This is a genomic window from Enterococcus sp. PF1-24 (assembly GCF_029893325.1).
Lineage (GTDB): Bacteria > Bacillota > Bacilli > Lactobacillales > Enterococcaceae > HY326.
On record NZ_JARXWL010000008.1, the window covers coordinates 57257 to 75336 of the forward strand.

Here is an 18080-nt window from a genome sequence, read left to right on the forward strand (position 1 = left end):
TTTTATTATGCTAATTCTACCATTTTATAAATTGGAAAATCTGGGTCTTCTGATAAAGCTAAAATATTTTTGCGGAAACGTTCATAACGCATATCACAATAATCCAAGAAATTATCGCCACAGTAATGACGAATCAACGCCCAAACTGTCCACATTAAATCTTGCGCCACCATATAACCTTTAATTGTATGAATATTGGCTTCACTAATTTGATTGCCATAATAGTTTTGCAAAAAGCTATCAATCGCTTGTGGCGGTAAGTTAGTTTCAATAATGAAAGCTGCTAAATCAAAGTTAGGATCATTTAAGCCAGAGTATTCCCAGTCGATTAAATAAAAGTCTTTGTTTGTGCTAACTAAAAAGTTTTCTGGTACTGTATCGTTATGACAAGGAACTAGGGGTACGTTAGCAATATAATCTTCAAAATAATTAAAAGTTTTTTCTTTTAATAAATAATAATCAGAAAATAAAGCTCCGTTAATCTCCTCGATAATCTCTTCATATTTGGCTAATTCATCTTGCCAACTGAAAATGTTTTTAAAAGAAATCGTACTAGTATGAATTTTTTTCAATAAACCAGCCACTTGCTGTAAGCTGTCTTTTGAAAAAGGTTCAGCTTGTGCTAAATTACAACTGTCAGCGACAAATTCACTAATTTTAATCCCAGTTTTAGCATCAAAGTAGATACATTTAGAATTAATGCCAAAACTATCAATTGCTTTAGTATTATATTCTTCAATATCACGGTCAATCATTTGATCCGTTAAGACCCCAGGTTCTCTGACAATGTAGTCTTTTCCCTGAATGGTCATTAAATAATTGTAGTTCGTTAGTCCACCAGCAAAACGAGAGCGGTCAAAAACTAACGAATCATCATTAAAAACTTTTTGCAAAGTTTGAGTAATGGTTAATTCAATGGAATCAACCATAGATAAGTTTTCTTCTTCATAGTTTCTCATAGAATAACATCCAATCAATTTTTTATAACAGCTTTATGAAATAATGAGGCATTTTTTTGTTACCGTTTACGCATTTATTAGTTATTTTATAAAACCAGCTTTAGAATTTATAGAAAAATCCTAATCCCTTGATAAGCTAGGGTTTAAAACTTTTTTCTTCAACTCTTTTAATTATACTCCATTCTCTTCTTAAAAAAAAGAATCGTGATTGACTTCCCCAAAATAATTCCATAATGATGACAATTTATTTCTATAGATAGTTACTAAATAACTGATTACTAATCGTTTTGTATAAAAGATTGGACTTTTCAGACATTTTATAAAAATGGCAAAATCTTGTTAAAAAATTCAGATTGTACTACAAAGTCGTATTTGTACTATTTTTTAAGTAATCGGTTTCAAAAATACAAAATAGTCCTCCAGAATATGCGATTTTATATTTTCGTCACATGATAGTATGAATTTATACAGACGGGAGTCGTTTGTTCTTTAAATTTATTAGTAAAAAATCATTTCAACAAATGATTTATAAATTAAGTTAAGAAAGGGGATTAACTAGTGGAGTATCAAGGTAATGAAGCATTAGGTTTAGTTGAAACAAAAGGAATGGTTCCAGCAATTCAAGCTGCCGATACAATGTTAAAAGCAGCTGATGTTCAATTGGTCTCTTATGAAAATGTCGGTTCAACTTTAGTAACTGTAATGGTTAAAGGTGATGTTGCAGCCGTAAAATCAGCAGTTGAAGCGGGTGCTGCGGCAGCTGCTAAAATTGGTGAAGTTACAGCCTACAACGTGATGCCACGACCAATCCGTCCAATCGGACACATCGTTATGGCTCATGACATTGATGCCGAGTAAACAGTTAAAAATCTGAAAAGTTACCAGTTTGATTGAATTGAATAATTGGTAACTCCCACTTAGAAATAGAAAGGAGCATAACTATTGGACGCATTAGGATTTATTGAAACTTTTGGTTTAGTTTTTGTAATGGAAGCAGCTGATGCTATGTGTAAAGCAGCTGATGTTGATTTAATTGGCTATGAAAACGTAGCATCTGGCTATGTTTCGGTATTAGTCAAAGGTGATGTTGGTGCTGTTCAAGCAGCAGTTGAAGCTGGTGTTGAAGCAGTTAATCATATGGGAGCTGAAGTTTACAGCCATAATGTAATTCCTCATCCTCATCAAGATATTGAAAAAATTATTGGTCGTTATTCCTTTGATGTTTAAGCTTTGAAATATGCGGCTTTTTCAGAAAAGAGGTGAAAGTAAATGACTTATAAAGTTGATAAAGATCTTTTATCTATTCAAGAAGCACGGATTCACTTAGAACTTGCTCATGAAGCAGCCAAAGAAATGAAAACAACTTCACAAGAAAAACTAGATATCGTCATTGAAAAAATGATTATAGCGATTCAGCCATCGTTAGCAGATTTTGCTCAACAAGCTGTTGCTGAAACAAATTATGGTATCAAAGCTCACAAGCTTTTAAAAAATCGTTTTGTTTGTGAATATTTAGCTCATTACTTACAAGATAAGAAATATGTCGGCGTAGTTCATGAGAATAAGGCAGATCAATTAGTTGAGATTGGCGTACCAGTTGGGGTTGTGGTTTCTTTAATTCCGGCAACCAACCCCGTTTCTACTACCATTCATAATATTCTAATTGCTATTAAAAGTGGAAATGCGGTGGTGATTTCGCCACATCCGCGAGCAAAAAGAACGATTCAACGAGTGGTGGAAATGATGCAAGTAGCAGCTGAGTCAGCAGGTTTACCTGAAGGGGCAATTAGTTGTATGAAATTGATTTCGCCCTTAGGCACTCAAGAGTTATTTACTCATGAAGCCACCGATATGATTATGGTCACTGGCGTTCCTAAATTATTGCCTGCTTTGAAAAAAGCTGGTAAACCATTTATTTATGGAGGTAGCGGCAATGGTCCGGTATTTATTGAACGAACTTGCAATATTGAAAAAGCCGTTCAACAAATTATTGAAAGTCGTACTTTTGATAACGGTATCGTTTCGGCAGCGGAACAGTCCATTGTTTTAGATGGCCCGATTGCTGAAGCAGTTAAGGCGGAATTTTTAAAACAAGGCGCTTATTTTATGAACCAAACCGAAGTTAATGACTTGTTAAAAGTCTTACAACGAGAAAATGGTGAATTAAATGCTGAAAGCGTTGGTCGTTCTGCTTTTGAATTAGCAAAAATGGCGAAGATTGAAGCGCCAGAGCAGACGCGAGTTTTAATTTATCAGCAAGCATATGTATCGGAAAATAATCTTTTCAATCGTGAGTTTTATGCGCCGGTGTTGGCAATGTTTATTGAGCCGGATTGGCAATTGGCTTGTGAGAAATGTATTGAATTATTAATGGATACTGGTAAAAGCCATACCTTAGTGATTCATTCAAATGATGAAAGCGTCATTCGTGAGTTTTCGCTGAAAAAACCTGTTGCGCGTGTCTTGGTTAACACGCCATCTAGTTTAGGTGGTATGGGAGCAACAACTAATTTGATTCCTTCCATGACCTTAGGCAGCGCTAATTTAGGTAATATGCAAGCTTCTGAAAATATTTCGCCGAAACATTTAATTCATACCAGAATGGTTGGTTATGGCGTTCGTGAATTAAGTGATTGTTTAACAACACCTGTTTTAAATAATGATGAAAATTCATTAGAAGCAATTTTGCAACAACTGATTCAAAAATTAAGTACTGAAAATAATCATTAACAGATAAAGAGGTGATAAGAATTAGTAATCAATTTTTATTAAATAGTAAAATTATTTTTGATCAAGGTTCTTTAAGCCTACTATCAAAAATTAAAGGACACAAAGCTTTAGTTATTTCCGATGGTATTCTTGAAAAGTTAGGTTATTTAAAACAAGTAACCGACTATTTAAAAGAAGCTGGGATTGAATCAGTTACTTTTACTGACGTTAAACCAGATCCTGATACTAAAGTGATTGCCGCTGGTATGCAATTGTATTTGCAAACTTTACCAGATGTTATGGTGGCGATTGGTGGCGGCTCAGCCATTGATGCAGCTAAAGGGATTTTCTACACTGCCCAACAAATGAGTGCTGAACCAATTAAAAAACCTTACTTTGTAGCGGTTCCGACAACTAGCGGAACTGGTTCTGAAGTTACTGATTTTTCAGTGATTACCGCTGAAGATCAAAAAGTTGTGATTGTTGATGAAATGTTAGCACCAGATTTAGCAATTTTAGATTCTGATTGTGTTAGTAGCGTACCTGCTAAAGTTGTAGTTGACGCTGGTTTGGATGTTTTAACCCACGCCACTGAAGCTTATGTTTCCAAAAACGCTAACGATTTTACTGATGCTTTAGCAGAAAAAGCCATTAAATTAATTTTCGAATATTTACCACAGGTTTATCAAGATATTCATAATGATAATGCCAGAAATCATGTTCATAATGCTTCTTGCTTAGCAGGAATTGCTTTTAATAATGCTGGCTTAGGAATTATTCATAGTTTAGCTCATGCTTTAGGCGGAAGATTTCACATCGCTCATGGTCGTTGTAATGCGTTATTAATTGAACATGTTATTCAATATAATGCAGAACTTTGTGGCTCAGCCAATAATCAAGCAGCTGAAAAATATGCAAAGTTAGCCGAAATATTACAATTACCAGCTAGAACCACTCGCGAAGGTGTTGTTAACTATCTTGATGCCATTGCTAAACTGAAAAAATCATTAAAAGTCGAAACAAGTTTCAAAGCATTAATTAGTGATGAAGCCAGCTACTGTCAAGCGATTGGGGAAATGACCGAAGGAGCAATGTTAGATCGTTGCACTCCAACCAATCCAATTGCACCAACAGCCGAAGCATTAGCTACAATCTACAAAAAAGCTTTTTAAAGAAATCTACTTATTACTTAAGAGAATTGAGGTTAATTAATGAATATTGATGAAATTTCAGAAAAATTTGCTGATGTGACAAAAAATATGTCACCTGAAGAAAAATCAGCAATGTTAAAGCTTTTCCAAGGTATTTCAAAAGAATTAAACAGCCAAGAAGGAACAATGACTTTACCTACTGCTAAAGAAAGTCACTCACCAAATGTGGTTTGTGATGATGTACCAACTGACGGTAAATATCCTGAAGGTATGACACCACGTTTGAAACGTTTGAAAGACAACTATTTAAAAGCTGTTCCAAGTATTACAATTCATCGTGCAATTGCCTATACAAATATTGTTAAAGAAACACCAGGCTTACCAAAAATTATGCAACGTGCTAAAGCTTTTAGAGCAGCTTGTGAAACAGCACCAATTTTAATTCAAGATGATGAATTAATCGTAGGACATCCGAATGGTGCGCCACGTGCCGGTGCTTTCTCTCCGGAAATCGCTTGGCGTTGGATGAAAGATGAATTAGATACAATTCATAACCGTCCACAAGATCCATTCTACATTTCTGAAGAAGATAAAAAAGTTATGCGAGAAGAATTATTCCCTTATTGGGAAAATAAATCTTTAGATGAAATTTGTGAACAACAGTACCGTGAAGCTGGCGTTTGGGAATTTTCTGGCGAAGCTTTCGTTAGTGATTTATCTTATCACCAAATCAATGGTGGTGGGGATTCAAACCCAGGTTATGACGTTATTTTAATGAAAAAAGGGATGCAAGATATTCAAAATGAAGCTCGTGCTCATTTAGAAGAATTATCTATGGAAAACCCTGAAGATATCGACAAAATTTATTACTACAAATCAGTTATCGACACAACTGAAGGGGTAATGGCTTATGCTCGTCGTATCTCTGAAAAAGCCTATGAATTAGCAGCACATGAAGCTAATCCAAAACGTAAAGCTGAATTAATGAAAATCGGTGAAGTTAACGCTAAAGTACCAGCTAACAAACCTGAAACTTTCCAAGAAGCTTTGCAAACCGTATGGACAATTGAATCATTATTTATGATTGAAGAAAACCAAACAGGTCTATCAATTGGTCGTGTGGACCAATATATGTATCCATTCTACGAAGCTGATATTAAAGCAGGTCGCATTACAGACTACGAAGCCTTTGAAATGGCTGGTAACTTCTTAATTAAATGTTCTGAAATGATGTGGATTTCAAGTGAGGGTGGTTCTAAATTCTTTGCGGGTTATCAACCATTCGTTAATATGTGTGTCGGCGGTCAAAAACGTGAAGGCGGTGACGCTACTAACGATTTAACTTACTTATTAATGGATGCTGTCCGCCACGTTGGGGTTTATCAACCATCATTAGCTTGTCGGATTCACAACCAATCACCACAAAAATATTTAGAAAAAATTGTTGATGTGGTTCGTGCAGGTTTAGGATTCCCAGCTTGTCACTTTGATGATACGCATATTCAAATGATGCTTTCTAAAGGTTTCGATATGGAAGATGCTCGTGATTACTGCTTAATGGGTTGTGTGGAACCACAAAAAGCTGGCCGTTTATATCAATGGACTTCAACTGGTTATACCCAATGGCCAATTGCGATTGAATTTGTATTAAACCGTGGTTGGATGTTATGGCATAACTCTAAACAAGGTATCGACACAGGTGATTTATCTAATATCCATACTTATGAAGAGTTTGAAAAAGCAGTTAAAGAACAAGTTGCTTATATTACTAAACTTTCTGCTGTAGGTACAGTTGTCAGCCAACGAGTTCACCGTGATGTAGCACCAAAACCTTTAATGTCATTAATGATGGAAGGTTGTATGGAAACAGGTCGCGACGTAGCAGCTGGTGGTTGTGTTCATAACTGGGGTCCAGGTTTAATTTGGTCAGGTTTAGCAACTTATGCTGACTCAATGGCTTCAATTAAAAAACTTGTCTTTGATGAGAAAAAATATACCCTTGAACAAATGCGTGATGGTTTGAAAGCTAACTTTGAAGGTTACGAACAACTTCGTCAAGACTGTTTAGCAGCTCCTAAATATGGTAATGATGATGATTACGCAGATAATATCGCTGCTGATATCGTTCATTGGACTGAAAAAGAACATCGTAAATATAAAACACTTTATGCAACATTTAGTCATGGTACGTTATCAATCTCTAATAACACACCATTTGGTGAATTGTTAGGGGCTTCTGCTAACGGACGGACTGCTTGGACACCATTATCAGATGGTATCAGCCCAACTCAAGGAGCAGATAAAAAAGGCCCAACAGCGATTATTAAATCTGTTTCTAAAATGGATAACGCTTCTATGAATATTGGTATGGTTCATAACTTTAAATTATTACGAGGAATTTTGGAAACGCCAGAAGGCCGTAATGGTTTAATCACATTATTAAGAACCGCATCAATTTTAGGAAATGGTGAAATGCAGTTTAGTTACGTTGATAATGACGTGCTGATTGCCGCACAAAAAAATCCTGATGATTATCGCGACTTAATTATTCGAGTAGCTGGTTATAGTGCTTACTTTACTGAATTATGTAAAGAGGTACAGGATGAAATCATTAGCCGGACAATGTTAGAACACTTCTAAAAAAGAAAAATGAAGAACTAAGGTGAGATAGATGGAAAAGATTATTCAAATCCAACGAAAAGCGCGGATATTCAACATTCAAAAATATTCAATATATGATGGACCAGGTATCCGCACCTTGTTCTTCTTTAAAGGTTGTCCCTTACGTTGTCGTTGGTGTTCAAATCCAGAAAGTATTGAACGTAAATATGAAGTGATGTTTCAAAAAAATCTGTGTATTGACTGTGGTGCTTGTGTAGCTGCTTGCCCAATGAAAATTCATAAGATTGATGAAACTGAAGGCTTTCATTATGTTGATCGTACTATTAACTGTAATGGCTGTCGCGCTTGTGAAAAAGTTTGTCCGAAAAAGGCACTTTCCATCGCTGGAGATGATCGCTTACTTTCCGACCTAATTGAAATCGCTAAAGAAGACATGATGTTTTATCAAACTTCTGGTGGTGGGGTCACTTTAGGTGGCGGAGAAGTAACGACACAAGCTGAATTTGCCAGTAACTTATTAATGGAATGTAAAAATGAAGGTATCAATACAGCTATTGAAACTTGTGGTCATAGTTCGTTAAAAAATTTACTGAAGATTGCTGAGTTTTGTGATTTATTTCTATTTGATTTAAAACATATTGATCCTGATAAACATTTAGAGTTAACCGGGGTTAGAAATGAACGCATTCTTGAAAATTTGAGTGAATTGATTCAAAGACGCTATAACGTTAAGGTTCGTATGCCTTTAATGAAAGGCTTAAATCATGATGCGAAAACAATTCAAGGAACAATTGAGTTTTTAATGCCTTTTAAAGACTATCCAAATTTCCAAGGAATTGATTTATTACCTTATCATAAATTAGGAGTTAATAAATATGATCAATTAGATAAAGTTTATCCGATTACCGAAGATTTAAGTATGAGTGATGAAGATTTAGATTTAATTGAACAGCAAATTTCTCATTATGATTTTCCTGTAAAAGTGATTCGTCACTAAAATAAGAACTAGAAATTAGAAACTAAGGAGCAGACATGATGCATTTTATTGTAGAAAGTGAACTACGCAGACAATATCAAAAAGCAGCTTTTTCAAGTTTTACTTTATCTCAAGATATGCGTTTAACTCCCGAAGCTAAGCAGTTCTTAATTGATCGCAAAATAAAATTAATTACTAACGAAGAGCAAACTGAGGAAAAAAGCACAGACCAGTTCACAGATTTAAAAATCTGTAGAGGGGATATTGCTTGTTCAGCAAAAGTTTTAGCTCGTTTAGAAAATTTATCAGCTACAGCTTTCTTATTACTAAATTTATTGTTAGAAAAAGCAAGTCCTTTAACTGAAGACATGATGTTAATCAACTATTTTTTCCAAGAATTAATAACTAGTTATCAAAAACAGCAAGCTTTGCCGCCATTTCCTTTAAGTACTTGGCAAGCCAGCGAATTGCAACCTGTTGAAAATCGGCCGTTAACCATTTTGGATTTACAAGGGGGATGCGGCAGAGAATTAACTGCTATTAATTACTTACAAGCTGCTTTAAATGAAACTTTATTGTTGCTTAATGCAGAAGTAGTAACAGCAGAAGATCCTAACCTTTCAGCAATGATTGAAATTTTAACAACTACTAAAAATAGTTTAGCTTATAAATCACAAGAAATTTTAACTGGAGGAAATAAATGTTGACGATGGAACGTTTTGCTTATTGCAATCAACTAATTGAAGAGTTTGAAAAAGTAATTGAAAAGCCTATCAAGCAAACAAGTCAGCAATATTTCACTGGTGTTGATTTAGGAACTTCTTGCATTGTTCTTTCAGTCTTAAATGATCAAAAAGAACCAGTTGCTGGAGCTTATCGCTACGCAAGTGTTGTTAAAGATGGCATGATTGTTGACTATTTAGGAGCCATTCAAATTGTTAAAGAGTTAAAAGATCAGCTAGAAGAAAAACTCGGGGTGGAGTTACTTTATTGTGCGGCAGCTTTACCACCGGGAACGGCAACTTTGGATTCTGGAGTTATCCGCCATGTGGTGGAAGGTGCTGGCTTTGAATTGACGGCGCTTTTAGATGAACCAACAGCTGCTAATGCTGTTTTGAAGATAGAAAATGGTGCGATTGTTGATATTGGTGGTGGCACAACTGGCATTACAATTTTAGAAAATGGTCAAGTCGTTCATGTTGTTGACGAAGCAACTGGAGGTACTCATTTTTCCTTAGTTGTTGCTGGTTCTTATCACATTTCTTTTGAGGAAGCAGATGTATTTAAGCGAGATGAGCAAAATCATCAAGAGTTGCTACCAGTTTTAACACCAGTTATTGAAAAAGTAGCTAGCATTGTTAATCAACATGTTCAGTCTTTTGATGTAAAAGAGATTTATTTAGTTGGTGGGACTTGTTGTTTAACTGGCATTGAAAAAGTGATTGAAAAACAAACGAAGATTCCAACTTTTAAACCCGACAATCCCATGTTCGTTACACCATTGGGCATTGCTTTAAATTGCCAAGATGAGATTTTGTAAAACAAATAGATTGTAGGTGAAAAGAATGGATTATCGAATTATTCAGTCACCTTCGACTGGTGCTTTAGAAATTATGACCAGACGGATGGGGATGAGCCATAACACTAGTCAAGAACTTTTTAAAGACTGTGATGCAGTAGGTTTAGTTCAAGGAAAACTGATTGATATGGTTTATGTTGCTGATATCGCTGAGAAGGCTGCTGGCATTACCGCGGTTGATATTCGGGGGAGTTGTCCGCAAAATATGGTGTTGTTAGCACTGTTTGGTGATACTGCCTCAGTCGAAACAGCTATTGAAGATATTCAAAGAAAAATGAAAACAACGAGAGGCAGGAAATAAAAATGTTAGCAGCAAAATTGATTGATAATGTTTGGGCCACTCGTAAGGCAGAAAATTTAAATGGTTTGAAATTTATGCTAGCTGAAGAAATTAGCCCGCAAGAAAATTCACGACGCCTGATTGTTGTTGATACTATCGGAGCAGGGATTGGCGATCGTGTGATTGTTGCTACTGGTTCATCAGCTCGCTATATGCTTGAAAATAATCCGCCAGTCGATGCGATTGTGATTGGAATTATTGACGAGGATTGTCATTTCTAACTGTTAAAAGTTTAATAAGGCCGGTGATAAAGTGAAAAAATTAATATGCATAGCTGATATTTATGCACTTAAAGAAGCAGACCAAAAAGAATGTATGATTACTCCGCAAACCTTGGTTACACCTGCCGCGTATGACGTTGCTGAAGAACTAGGAATTGCTTTTGTAGAAGAGGCTGAACCAATTGTTAATGATTTAAGCGATTTTTTACAGCAAAAAGATCCAGGTGCTTTATTACAGTTACTTGGCAATCAAGAGCTATTACAGCGCTTAACAGCGATTTTACAAAAAACTCCTTATCAATCTGAAAAAGATTGTCAAGGAACGTTGCTGATTCATGGTCAATCAATTCAAATGGAATCATGTGAAAAAAATGCTTGCTCTAGCCAGTTGCTTTTTAAAAACTTATTTAACTGTTTAAATTTAAAAGTTATCGAAATAAAAGCTGGTCCTTGTCAAGACTTGTATTTTGAAGATGAAGTTCATTTGATTTTAGAAGGTTGTGTTGATTTTACGATTGAAAATCGACAATATCATGCTGAAGCTGGCGATGTTTTACAACATACAAAAGCAGTTAAGATTCAAGGTTTGGTAAAGAAAAACTTACGATTTATTCAATTAAAAGCAACTAAATAGTGAGAGGAGGGGTAATTTGAATGCAATTGGGTTTATTGAAACCAAAGGATTAATTCCAGCCATTGAAGCTTGTGACGTAATGCTTAAAACTTCTCAAGTTGAATTAGTTGAACGTTCATTTGTCGGTGGTGGCTTAGTTACAATTACCGTTACGGGAGATGTTGGTGCCGTTAAAGCCGCCGTTGATGCCGGTGCATCATCTGTCTCAAAATTTGGTACAGCACAATTAATTACACAGCATGTAATTCCAAGACCCCACACTGAAGTGGCGGAAGTGCTATTTGATCAACCTGCTGAAGCTTCAGCAACGCTTGCCGAAGAAGTCATTGTCGTTGAAGAAACAGCATCAGAAACAGTAACAGAAGAAATCGTTGAAACTATTTTCAACTTGGAAAATATTAACCAAGAAACATTAAAAACGATGACAGTGAAAGAATTACGCCAATTAGCGAAACAATTCGATAATTTGGGCTTAACTGATCAAGCTTTAGCAATGGCTAATCGTTCAACTTTAATGAAACGTTTTTCGGTTAACTTTCCCGAATGATTTCTTTAAAAAATGAAAGAAAGGATGAGTTATTTGGAAATTTGTGAATATGATTTACTTTCTATCCAAGAAGTTCGGATACTAGCTCGTAAAGGCAAAGAAGCCCAAGAGAAATTAGCCCGATATACAGAAACACAAATTGAAAAAATTGTTGCCAATATGGTGAAAGTAGCGGAAGAACATGCGGAAGAATTAGCAGAAATGGCCGTTATGGAAACTGGTTTTGGTAAGATTAGCGATAAAATTTTCAAAAATCATCACGCTTCTACTAATTTATATCAATATATTAAAGATATGAAAACAGTTGGCATTATTGAAAGAGATGATACGAATAAAGTTTTAGAAATTGCTGAACCAATGGGCTTGTTAATGGGGATTGTCCCCTCAACAAATCCAACATCAACAGTCATTTATAAAGCGATTATTTCTTTAAAATCAAGAAACGGGATTGTCTTTTCGCCACATCCTTCTGCTTTAAAATGTACATTAAGAGCAACTGAATTAATGAATGAGGCAGCTGTAGCAGCGGGAGCACCTGAAGGAATTGTTAGTTGTATCTCTAAACCTTCAATGCAAGGTACTAACGAATTAATGCGTCGCGATGAAATTGCTTTAATCATCGCAACTGGTGGTTCAGCAATGGTCAAATCCGCTTATAGCGTTGGGAAACCGGCACTTGGCGTTGGTCCTGGGAACGTGCCTTGTTATATTGAGCGGACAGCTGATATTCCTCAAGCAGTAGCCAACGTAATCGCTAGTAAGACATTTGATTACGGCACCATTTGTGCTTCTGAACAAACTATTATTGTTGAGACAATTATTGAAGAAAAAGTTGTTGCTGAATTTCAGCGACAAGGCGCTTACTTTATGACAACTGAAGAAACTGAAAAAGTAGCAGCTAAATTATTTGTTAAAGGCCATGTCATGAGCGCTAAAATGGTAGGTCGTTCGCCACAAGTGATTGCTGAAGCTGCGGGAATTACAATTCCTGCAAATACTAAAGTTTTAATTGGTCGTCAAAATGGTGTCGGTGAAGGTCATCCTTTATCTTATGAAAAATTAACGACTGTGTTAGGTTTTTACACGGTTAACGATTGGCAAGAAGCTTGTGAACTATCAATCGCCTTATTAAATAATGGCGGGGTGGGACATAGCTTTGCTATCCATACCAATAATCCTGATATTGTGATGAAATTCTCTGAAAAACCAGTTTTCCGTATTTTGGTAAATACTGGTTCAACTCAAGGCGGTGTAGGCGTAAGCAGTGGCTTGGCGCCAGCCTTTACCTTAGGTTGTGGCACTTGGGGTGGTAGTGCAACTTCAGATAATGTAACACCGCGACATTTGGTGAACATTAAACGAGTTGCTTATGGGATTAAAGAATGTGTCAGTGTTCCTGAAACACCAGCACCTTCAATTGCTGAGGAAATTAGCAATCCGAATATTACTGCTTTAGTTACTGAGCTAATGACCCTGCTAGAGAAAAGTGGTGTCAAATAACCATGGAACAATATCAAGCGTTAGTGGAGCGTTTCGCTCATGATATACCCGTTACTAAAAAAACAGTGACGACTGAAGCATTAGCTATTCCTTTAGGGATATCTAATCGTCATATTCATTTATCAGCTGCTGATATTGAAACATTGTTTGGCAAAGGATATCAATTAACTAAAATTAAAGATCTCTCTCAGCCAGGTCAGTATGCTTGTAAAGAAGTCGTAACCATTTGTGGACCAAAAGGCGTAATTGAAAAAGTTCGTGTGCTTGGTCCTGCTCGACCAGAAACACAAGTAGAAATTTTAAGCGCTGACTGTTTTAAATTAGGTGTGAAAGCACCAATTCGCCAATCAGGAGAAATCGCTGAAACCCCTGGCATTACTATTATTGGTAGCCAAGGAACAGTTTTATTAGCACAAGGTGTGATTGTTGCACAGCGTCATATTCATATGCATCCACGAGATGCTGAAAAATTTCAAGTGGTTAACAATCAAATCGTTTCACTGCACTTAGCAGGAATCAGAGGTGGTACCCTTGATAACGTGGTAATTCGCGTTAGCGATGCCTTTCAACTAGAGTGTCATTTAGACACTGAAGAAGCAAATGCAATGGGTTTAAATTCTAAATCCAAAGTATATATTAATTAATTCATTCAGCAGTAAGAATAAAATATTCAAGCTGCTTTATAAACCAACTATTAGGAGGAAATTTTAATGAAATCAGAAGCTTTAGGACTTATCGAAACAAAAGGATTAGTAGGATCAATCGAGGCAGCAGACGCAATGGTTAAAGCAGCCAATGTTGTTTTAATTGGTAAAGAATTTGTCGGTGGCGGTTTAGTAACTGTTATGGTTCGCGGTGATGTAGGTGCTGTTAAAGCAGCAACTGATGCCGGCGCTGCAGCTGCTCAAAGAATTGGTGAATTAGTTTCAGTTCACGTAATTCCACGTCCTCATGGTGACGTAGAAAACATTTTACCATCAGTTAAAGCTTAATTAACACCAATCAGGAATGGGTGGAAAGCAGTCATAAAGATGCATTTCCACCCACATCCTAACCTTTAAGTAGTTACAACTTAATTTTTGTAGCTACTCGTTTTTAAAACCTGGGACTTTTGAATCAAAATCATGTCTCAGGTTTATTTTGAATGAAAAAGTTACAAAAATTGAAAATTATCAATTTTTGAGATTTATTGAGAAACCGGTTTCTAGGTGTTAGAATAGGAGTGTCAATGAAATATTTTAAATGAATCGTTTTACTGATTTAATAACAAATAACTTTGCATAGTAAGGTGGTGTTTCCTACGAATAAACAAGAAAATCCTTTACGTAAGCTAGTTGATAAAAAATTGTATGGCAGATACAGCAGTGTACTACCAATTTCAAATGTTTCTTTACTTTTGACTGATATTGACGGGGAAATTTTGATGGAATTTAATCCGATGCCGGATTTTTGTAAAATTGCCTGTCAAAGTTCTTATAATAAAGTTTGTGATCACTGTGTGAAGCAATTACAAAGACCAGAGCAAAGACACTATATTTGTGATTTTGGCTTGGAAAATGTTTATATTCCTATTAAAGTTGATGATGAAATTCTTGGATATGTCATTGGGATTCAAGCTTTTACGGCGGAAACCGAATATAAAAAATATTTGTTTGATCTGCCACAAATTAGTGAAGAGAGTGGTGTTCCAATTGAAAATATCGCTAAAGCCTTAGCTGCTTTAGAAACGATTGATCACAAAGAATACCGAATTTATGAACAAATTTGCGAGCATGTAGCTAATAACATTGCTCTAGATGTGCAAGAAAAAGTCATTAATGGTAATCAAGATGTGCAACGTCTTTCAATTGAAAAAGAGATTCTGGAGAAGAAAATTATTGATTTGGAAACAAAAAATGATTCGTTAGTGATTAATCCTCATTTTCTTTTTAATACGCTAAACTCAATTGCCAGGACGGCTTATTTTGAAAAATCTTACACTACTGAAGAGTTGATTTATTGTTTGTCAGATTTATTACGATATACTTTAAAGCAAGAAAATCAGCTGCACAGTATTGAATCAGAAATTGATTATATTAATAAATATCTTTATATTCAAAAGGTTCGCTTTAAAGATCGTTTAAATTACGAGATTGATATTCCTGATAATTTACGCTTGCAGCACATTTTGAACATGACTCTACAGCCAATTGTGGAAAATGCTTTAGTTCATGGAATTACGCCGAAGCGTGAGGGGGGCAAGATTAAGATTTATGCGGTTAATTTAGATTCCCCAGATACGATTGAAATTTGTGTTGAGGATAATGGTAATGGTTTCCCGCAAAAAGTTTTAGATGAAATTGAAAACAATAAAGACAATAAAATGAGTTTAGGTTTTCGTAGTACGCATCGCCGCTTAAAACAGTATTTTGGTGAGAAATATGGATTATTTATTACTAAATCAGATTTTAGTGGTAGTATCGTAACAATTAAAATCCCCAAAAATAATTAGATGGGAGAGCCTGTTATGAGTGGTATATTAATTGTAGAAGATGAAATTTTAGAACGAGATTTTTTAGAAATGATTGTTGAAGAGGAGTTAAATGGACAAGGAATTATTTGGACTTGTGCTACTGGAGTACAAGCAGTTGAATTAGCTCGCCAGCATTGTCCTAGTGTTATTTTTTTAGATATTTTAATTCCCGAAAAAGATGGCTTAACAGCTTTAGAAGAAATTCGTCAATTTCTACCGCAAGCAAAAGTAATTATTTTATCAGCCTTTTCTGACTTTACTTGTGCTCAAAAAGCGATTGATTTGAACGTAACGAAATACTTATTAAAACCTGCTAAGCCACGAGATATTATTGCCGTCCTTCAACAAGCTTTGGCTTGCACAGAAGAAGGGAATAAACAATTAGAAATTAAAACACCAGAAACTTTAGAAGTACAAGGCTTTGTAAAAGATGCCTTACATTTCATTCAAGAACATTATACAGAACGGTTAACTTTAGAAACTGTTTCGGCTCATGTTTTTATGAATCCGCAATATTTCAGTCGGGTCTTTAAAAAAGAAATTGGGATTTCTTATACTGATTACGTCAATAATTTACGAATTAAACATGCTTGTGAGTTGTTGGCCAACTCAGATTATCCTTCTTATCGGATATCAAGTGAGTGTGGCTTTAATGATCCTTCTTATTTTAACCGGGTGTTTTTTAAACAAATGAAGACAACCCCGAAAAAATATCGTATGCAAACGAATGTTAGTATCTATAGTTAATAAAAAAATAGTAATATTTTAAGAAAAGACAGTTGTAGTTTTTATTACAGCTGTCTTTTCTCGTTTATTACCAACTAATTAAGACGCCATTTTTGTGGTAAATATTTATTAACGGTATTTAAACCTTCTTCATTAATGCGATAGTTAATTCTTAAACGACCTTGATCGTCTAATTCATAATCTTCTTCATCAAGCAGACCATTTTCTTTTAAAGATAATAGGTGATCGATAAAGTTAGCATAAGTGAATTGGCGTTCAGTGCCATATTCATCTTTTAAAGCAGTCATAACCGTATCAATATTTGCAACTTCTTCTGTTGCAATAAAATGTAGCACTCGAGAACGAATAGGTAGCAACATAGTTTAACCCTCCTGTTTTTTAAATAGATCCATTGGATTCATTGAAACAATAATTGCTCCACCGGTAATAATAATCGCACCGATAATCATCATTGGACTTAAAGATGTTTTTAAGAAAATTGCAGAGAAGACAACGCCCCATAAAACATAAGTACTATTTAATGACATCCCTGTAGCAACACCAACTTTACTATTAGCAACATACCAAGTTAAGAAAGAAACAGCGGCAAACAATGCGCCAATAGCGATAATTAATAGCAAGTTAGGTGCAGCTAAAACTTCAGCGAACAATCCCCAAGCGTGGAAGATAGGTAAAACAACAGTAATAAATACTAAACCAGAAACACCTTGACGAATTGTAATGGCAATATTTGAATCAATCATTGACATACCAAATGCTGAGAAAACACCTTCCATTCCCCAACCGATAGCCGCGATTAAAGCACAGATGATACCAAAGACAAAGTTATCGCCGATTTCTCCGCCACCATCCATAGAAATCATAATCGCACCGACAATACAAATCCCCATACCAAGAGCTACTCGTTTAGAAATATCTTGTTTTAAGAAGATACGTGCAAAAATCGCACCAAACATCGGGAATAAAGCTGAAATTGGAATAGCAGCAGCACCAGCTGAAGCAATACCAACAAGATAAGCACCATTAGCAATCGGTCCGCCAAATAATGCGCCTAAAATAACCATTAAACCAGGAAAAATTGCTAAACTACGACCGATTTCTTTAAACCGGCCTTTAATTGTGTTAAAAATAACTAACCAAATAGCGGCAATGGTATCATTAATTGCTGAAGCTACAAAAGGTGCCGCGAAAATACTAACCACACTTGTTGCAAGTGGATCAAGCCCCATAGCATAACCAGAAACGGTACTATACAAGCCAAAGGTAATAGCTGAAATAAAGCCACATAAAATCCCTTGTCGCGTAAAACTACTGGTCATTTTTTGCTTTGCTGAAAAAGCTGGATTATTTTTTTTACTAACATCCATAAAATACACTCCTCAATCAAAATAATTTTTTTGGCGGTTAAACCTACCCGACAGCCGAAAAGAAATCGGATACATTTTTTGGCCTATAGACAAATCTACACTCTTATTATATAGCTTCAGTTAATAAAGAAATTAAACTATTCAAGTTACTTCTTGGATTAATATTTGAACTTAGAAATTTTTTTTGGATTATTTTTACTTTTAAGGATTATTTTA

General features: G+C 35.4%; 20 protein-coding genes. 17 read left to right on the top strand and 3 right to left on the bottom strand.

Annotated elements, in window-relative coordinates:
* Positions 1–5: 5 nt before the first annotated feature.
* Positions 6–959 carry a choline kinase family protein gene (locus tag M2139_RS05275; RefSeq protein WP_280737770.1) on the bottom strand — a complete coding sequence of 318 codons (954 nt, stop codon included), beginning with the start codon at positions 957–959 and terminating at the stop codon, positions 6–8.
* Positions 960–1517: 558 nt separating this feature from the next.
* Here M2139_RS05275 and M2139_RS05280 point away from each other — a divergent pair.
* From M2139_RS05280 to M2139_RS05360, 17 genes are all read left to right on the top strand, one after another.
* Positions 1518–1817: a BMC domain-containing protein gene (locus tag M2139_RS05280; RefSeq protein ID WP_280737771.1), complete on the top strand. Its 300-nt coding sequence runs from the start codon at positions 1518–1520 to the stop codon at positions 1815–1817.
* An 84-nt stretch (positions 1818–1901) separates the two neighbouring features.
* Entirely contained in the window at positions 1902–2186 is a 285-nt protein-coding gene (locus M2139_RS05285; protein WP_280737772.1) for a BMC domain-containing protein, read from the top strand.
* A 42-nt stretch (positions 2187–2228) separates the two neighbouring features.
* Positions 2229–3689 carry an aldehyde dehydrogenase family protein gene (locus M2139_RS05290; protein ID WP_280737773.1) on the top strand — a complete coding sequence of 487 codons (1461 nt, stop codon included), beginning with the start codon at positions 2229–2231 and terminating at the stop codon, positions 3687–3689.
* An 11-nt stretch (positions 3690–3700) separates the two neighbouring features.
* Positions 3701–4840 (top strand): 1-propanol dehydrogenase PduQ, encoded by a 1140-nt coding sequence (locus M2139_RS05295; protein WP_280737774.1) that lies wholly within the window; start codon positions 3701–3703, stop codon positions 4838–4840.
* 39 nt (positions 4841–4879) lie between these two features.
* Positions 4880–7459, top strand: a complete 2580-nt coding sequence (gene cutC, locus M2139_RS05300) for a choline trimethylamine-lyase (RefSeq protein ID WP_280737775.1) — start codon at positions 4880–4882, stop codon at positions 7457–7459.
* Positions 7460–7490: 31 nt separating this feature from the next.
* Complete coding sequence (cutD, locus tag M2139_RS05305; protein WP_280737776.1) at positions 7491–8438, top strand: choline TMA-lyase-activating enzyme; 948 nt, start codon at positions 7491–7493, stop codon at positions 8436–8438.
* 38 nt (positions 8439–8476) lie between these two features.
* The gene (locus tag M2139_RS05310; RefSeq protein WP_280737777.1) at positions 8477–9124 is read left to right on the top strand and encodes a hypothetical protein; all 648 of its coding nucleotides are present in this window, start codon (positions 8477–8479) and stop codon (positions 9122–9124) included.
* Positions 9118–9957, top strand: coding sequence for an ethanolamine utilization protein EutJ (gene eutJ, locus M2139_RS05315; protein WP_280737778.1), 840 nt, complete (start codon positions 9118–9120; stop codon positions 9955–9957). The genes M2139_RS05310 and eutJ overlap by 7 nt, the downstream gene beginning before the upstream one ends.
* A 25-nt stretch (positions 9958–9982) precedes the next feature.
* Entirely contained in the window at positions 9983–10297 is a 315-nt protein-coding gene (locus M2139_RS05320; protein ID WP_280737779.1) for a BMC domain-containing protein, read from the top strand.
* Positions 10298–10299: 2 nt separating this feature from the next.
* Positions 10300–10557 carry a EutN/CcmL family microcompartment protein gene (locus tag M2139_RS05325; protein WP_280737780.1) on the top strand — a complete coding sequence of 86 codons (258 nt, stop codon included), beginning with the start codon at positions 10300–10302 and terminating at the stop codon, positions 10555–10557.
* Positions 10558–10588: 31 nt separating this feature from the next.
* A complete protein-coding gene (locus M2139_RS05330) occupies positions 10589–11191 on the top strand; it encodes a hypothetical protein (RefSeq protein ID WP_280737781.1) in 603 nt (200 codons plus the stop codon).
* Between the two features lie 16 nt (positions 11192–11207).
* Positions 11208–11738, top strand: coding sequence for a BMC domain-containing protein (locus M2139_RS14270; protein ID WP_348522597.1), 531 nt, complete (start codon positions 11208–11210; stop codon positions 11736–11738).
* A 33-nt stretch (positions 11739–11771) separates the two neighbouring features.
* Positions 11772–13238, top strand: a complete 1467-nt coding sequence (locus M2139_RS05340; RefSeq protein WP_280737782.1) for an acetaldehyde dehydrogenase (acetylating) — start codon at positions 11772–11774, stop codon at positions 13236–13238.
* A 2-nt stretch (positions 13239–13240) separates the two neighbouring features.
* Positions 13241–13882, top strand: coding sequence for a phosphate propanoyltransferase (locus M2139_RS05345; protein WP_280737783.1), 642 nt, complete (start codon positions 13241–13243; stop codon positions 13880–13882).
* A gap of 66 nt (positions 13883–13948) precedes the next feature.
* Complete coding sequence (eutM, locus tag M2139_RS05350; RefSeq protein ID WP_280737784.1) at positions 13949–14230, top strand: ethanolamine utilization microcompartment protein EutM; 282 nt, start codon at positions 13949–13951, stop codon at positions 14228–14230.
* 299 nt (positions 14231–14529) lie between these two features.
* Positions 14530–15729 carry a histidine kinase gene (locus M2139_RS05355; protein WP_280737785.1) on the top strand — a complete coding sequence of 400 codons (1200 nt, stop codon included), beginning with the start codon at positions 14530–14532 and terminating at the stop codon, positions 15727–15729.
* 15 nt (positions 15730–15744) lie between these two features.
* Positions 15745–16497: a helix-turn-helix domain-containing protein gene (locus tag M2139_RS05360; RefSeq protein WP_280737786.1), complete on the top strand. Its 753-nt coding sequence runs from the start codon at positions 15745–15747 to the stop codon at positions 16495–16497.
* A gap of 74 nt (positions 16498–16571) precedes the next feature.
* On the opposite strand, the gene M2139_RS05365 is transcribed toward M2139_RS05360, so the two are convergent.
* Both M2139_RS05365 and M2139_RS05370 read right to left on the bottom strand, forming a co-directional pair.
* On the bottom strand, positions 16572–16856 hold the full coding sequence (locus M2139_RS05365) for a hypothetical protein (protein WP_280737787.1): 285 nt from the start codon (positions 16854–16856) through the stop codon (positions 16572–16574).
* A 3-nt stretch (positions 16857–16859) separates the two neighbouring features.
* A complete protein-coding gene (locus M2139_RS05370; RefSeq protein WP_280737788.1) occupies positions 16860–17864 on the bottom strand; it encodes a DMT family transporter in 1005 nt (334 codons plus the stop codon).
* Positions 17865–18080 lie beyond the last annotated feature (216 nt).

What these genes read in the sequence shown, in the direction of transcription:
- M2139_RS05275 (WP_280737770.1), bottom strand. Translation starts at nt 959, where the DNA reads ATGAGAAACTATGAAGAAGAAAACTTATCTATGGTTGATTCCATTGAA.
- M2139_RS05310 (WP_280737777.1), top strand. Translation starts at nt 8,477, where the DNA reads ATGCATTTTATTGTAGAAAGTGAACTACGCAGACAATATCAAAAAGCA.
- M2139_RS05365 (WP_280737787.1), bottom strand. Translation starts at nt 16,856, where the DNA reads ATGTTGCTACCTATTCGTTCTCGAGTGCTACATTTTATTGCAACAGAA.
- eutM (WP_280737784.1), top strand. Translation starts at nt 13,949, where the DNA reads ATGAAATCAGAAGCTTTAGGACTTATCGAAACAAAAGGATTAGTAGGA.
- M2139_RS05325 (WP_280737780.1), top strand. Translation starts at nt 10,300, where the DNA reads ATGTTAGCAGCAAAATTGATTGATAATGTTTGGGCCACTCGTAAGGCA.
- cutD (WP_280737776.1), top strand. Translation starts at nt 7,491, where the DNA reads ATGGAAAAGATTATTCAAATCCAACGAAAAGCGCGGATATTCAACATT.
- M2139_RS05290 (WP_280737773.1), top strand. Translation starts at nt 2,229, where the DNA reads ATGACTTATAAAGTTGATAAAGATCTTTTATCTATTCAAGAAGCACGG.
- M2139_RS05360 (WP_280737786.1), top strand. Translation starts at nt 15,745, where the DNA reads ATGAGTGGTATATTAATTGTAGAAGATGAAATTTTAGAACGAGATTTT.
- M2139_RS05345 (WP_280737783.1), top strand. Translation starts at nt 13,241, where the DNA reads ATGGAACAATATCAAGCGTTAGTGGAGCGTTTCGCTCATGATATACCC.
- M2139_RS05320 (WP_280737779.1), top strand. Translation starts at nt 9,983, where the DNA reads ATGGATTATCGAATTATTCAGTCACCTTCGACTGGTGCTTTAGAAATT.
- eutJ (WP_280737778.1), top strand. Translation starts at nt 9,118, where the DNA reads ATGTTGACGATGGAACGTTTTGCTTATTGCAATCAACTAATTGAAGAG.
- M2139_RS05370 (WP_280737788.1), bottom strand. Translation starts at nt 17,864, where the DNA reads ATGGATGTTAGTAAAAAAAATAATCCAGCTTTTTCAGCAAAGCAAAAA.
- cutC (WP_280737775.1), top strand. Translation starts at nt 4,880, where the DNA reads ATGAATATTGATGAAATTTCAGAAAAATTTGCTGATGTGACAAAAAAT.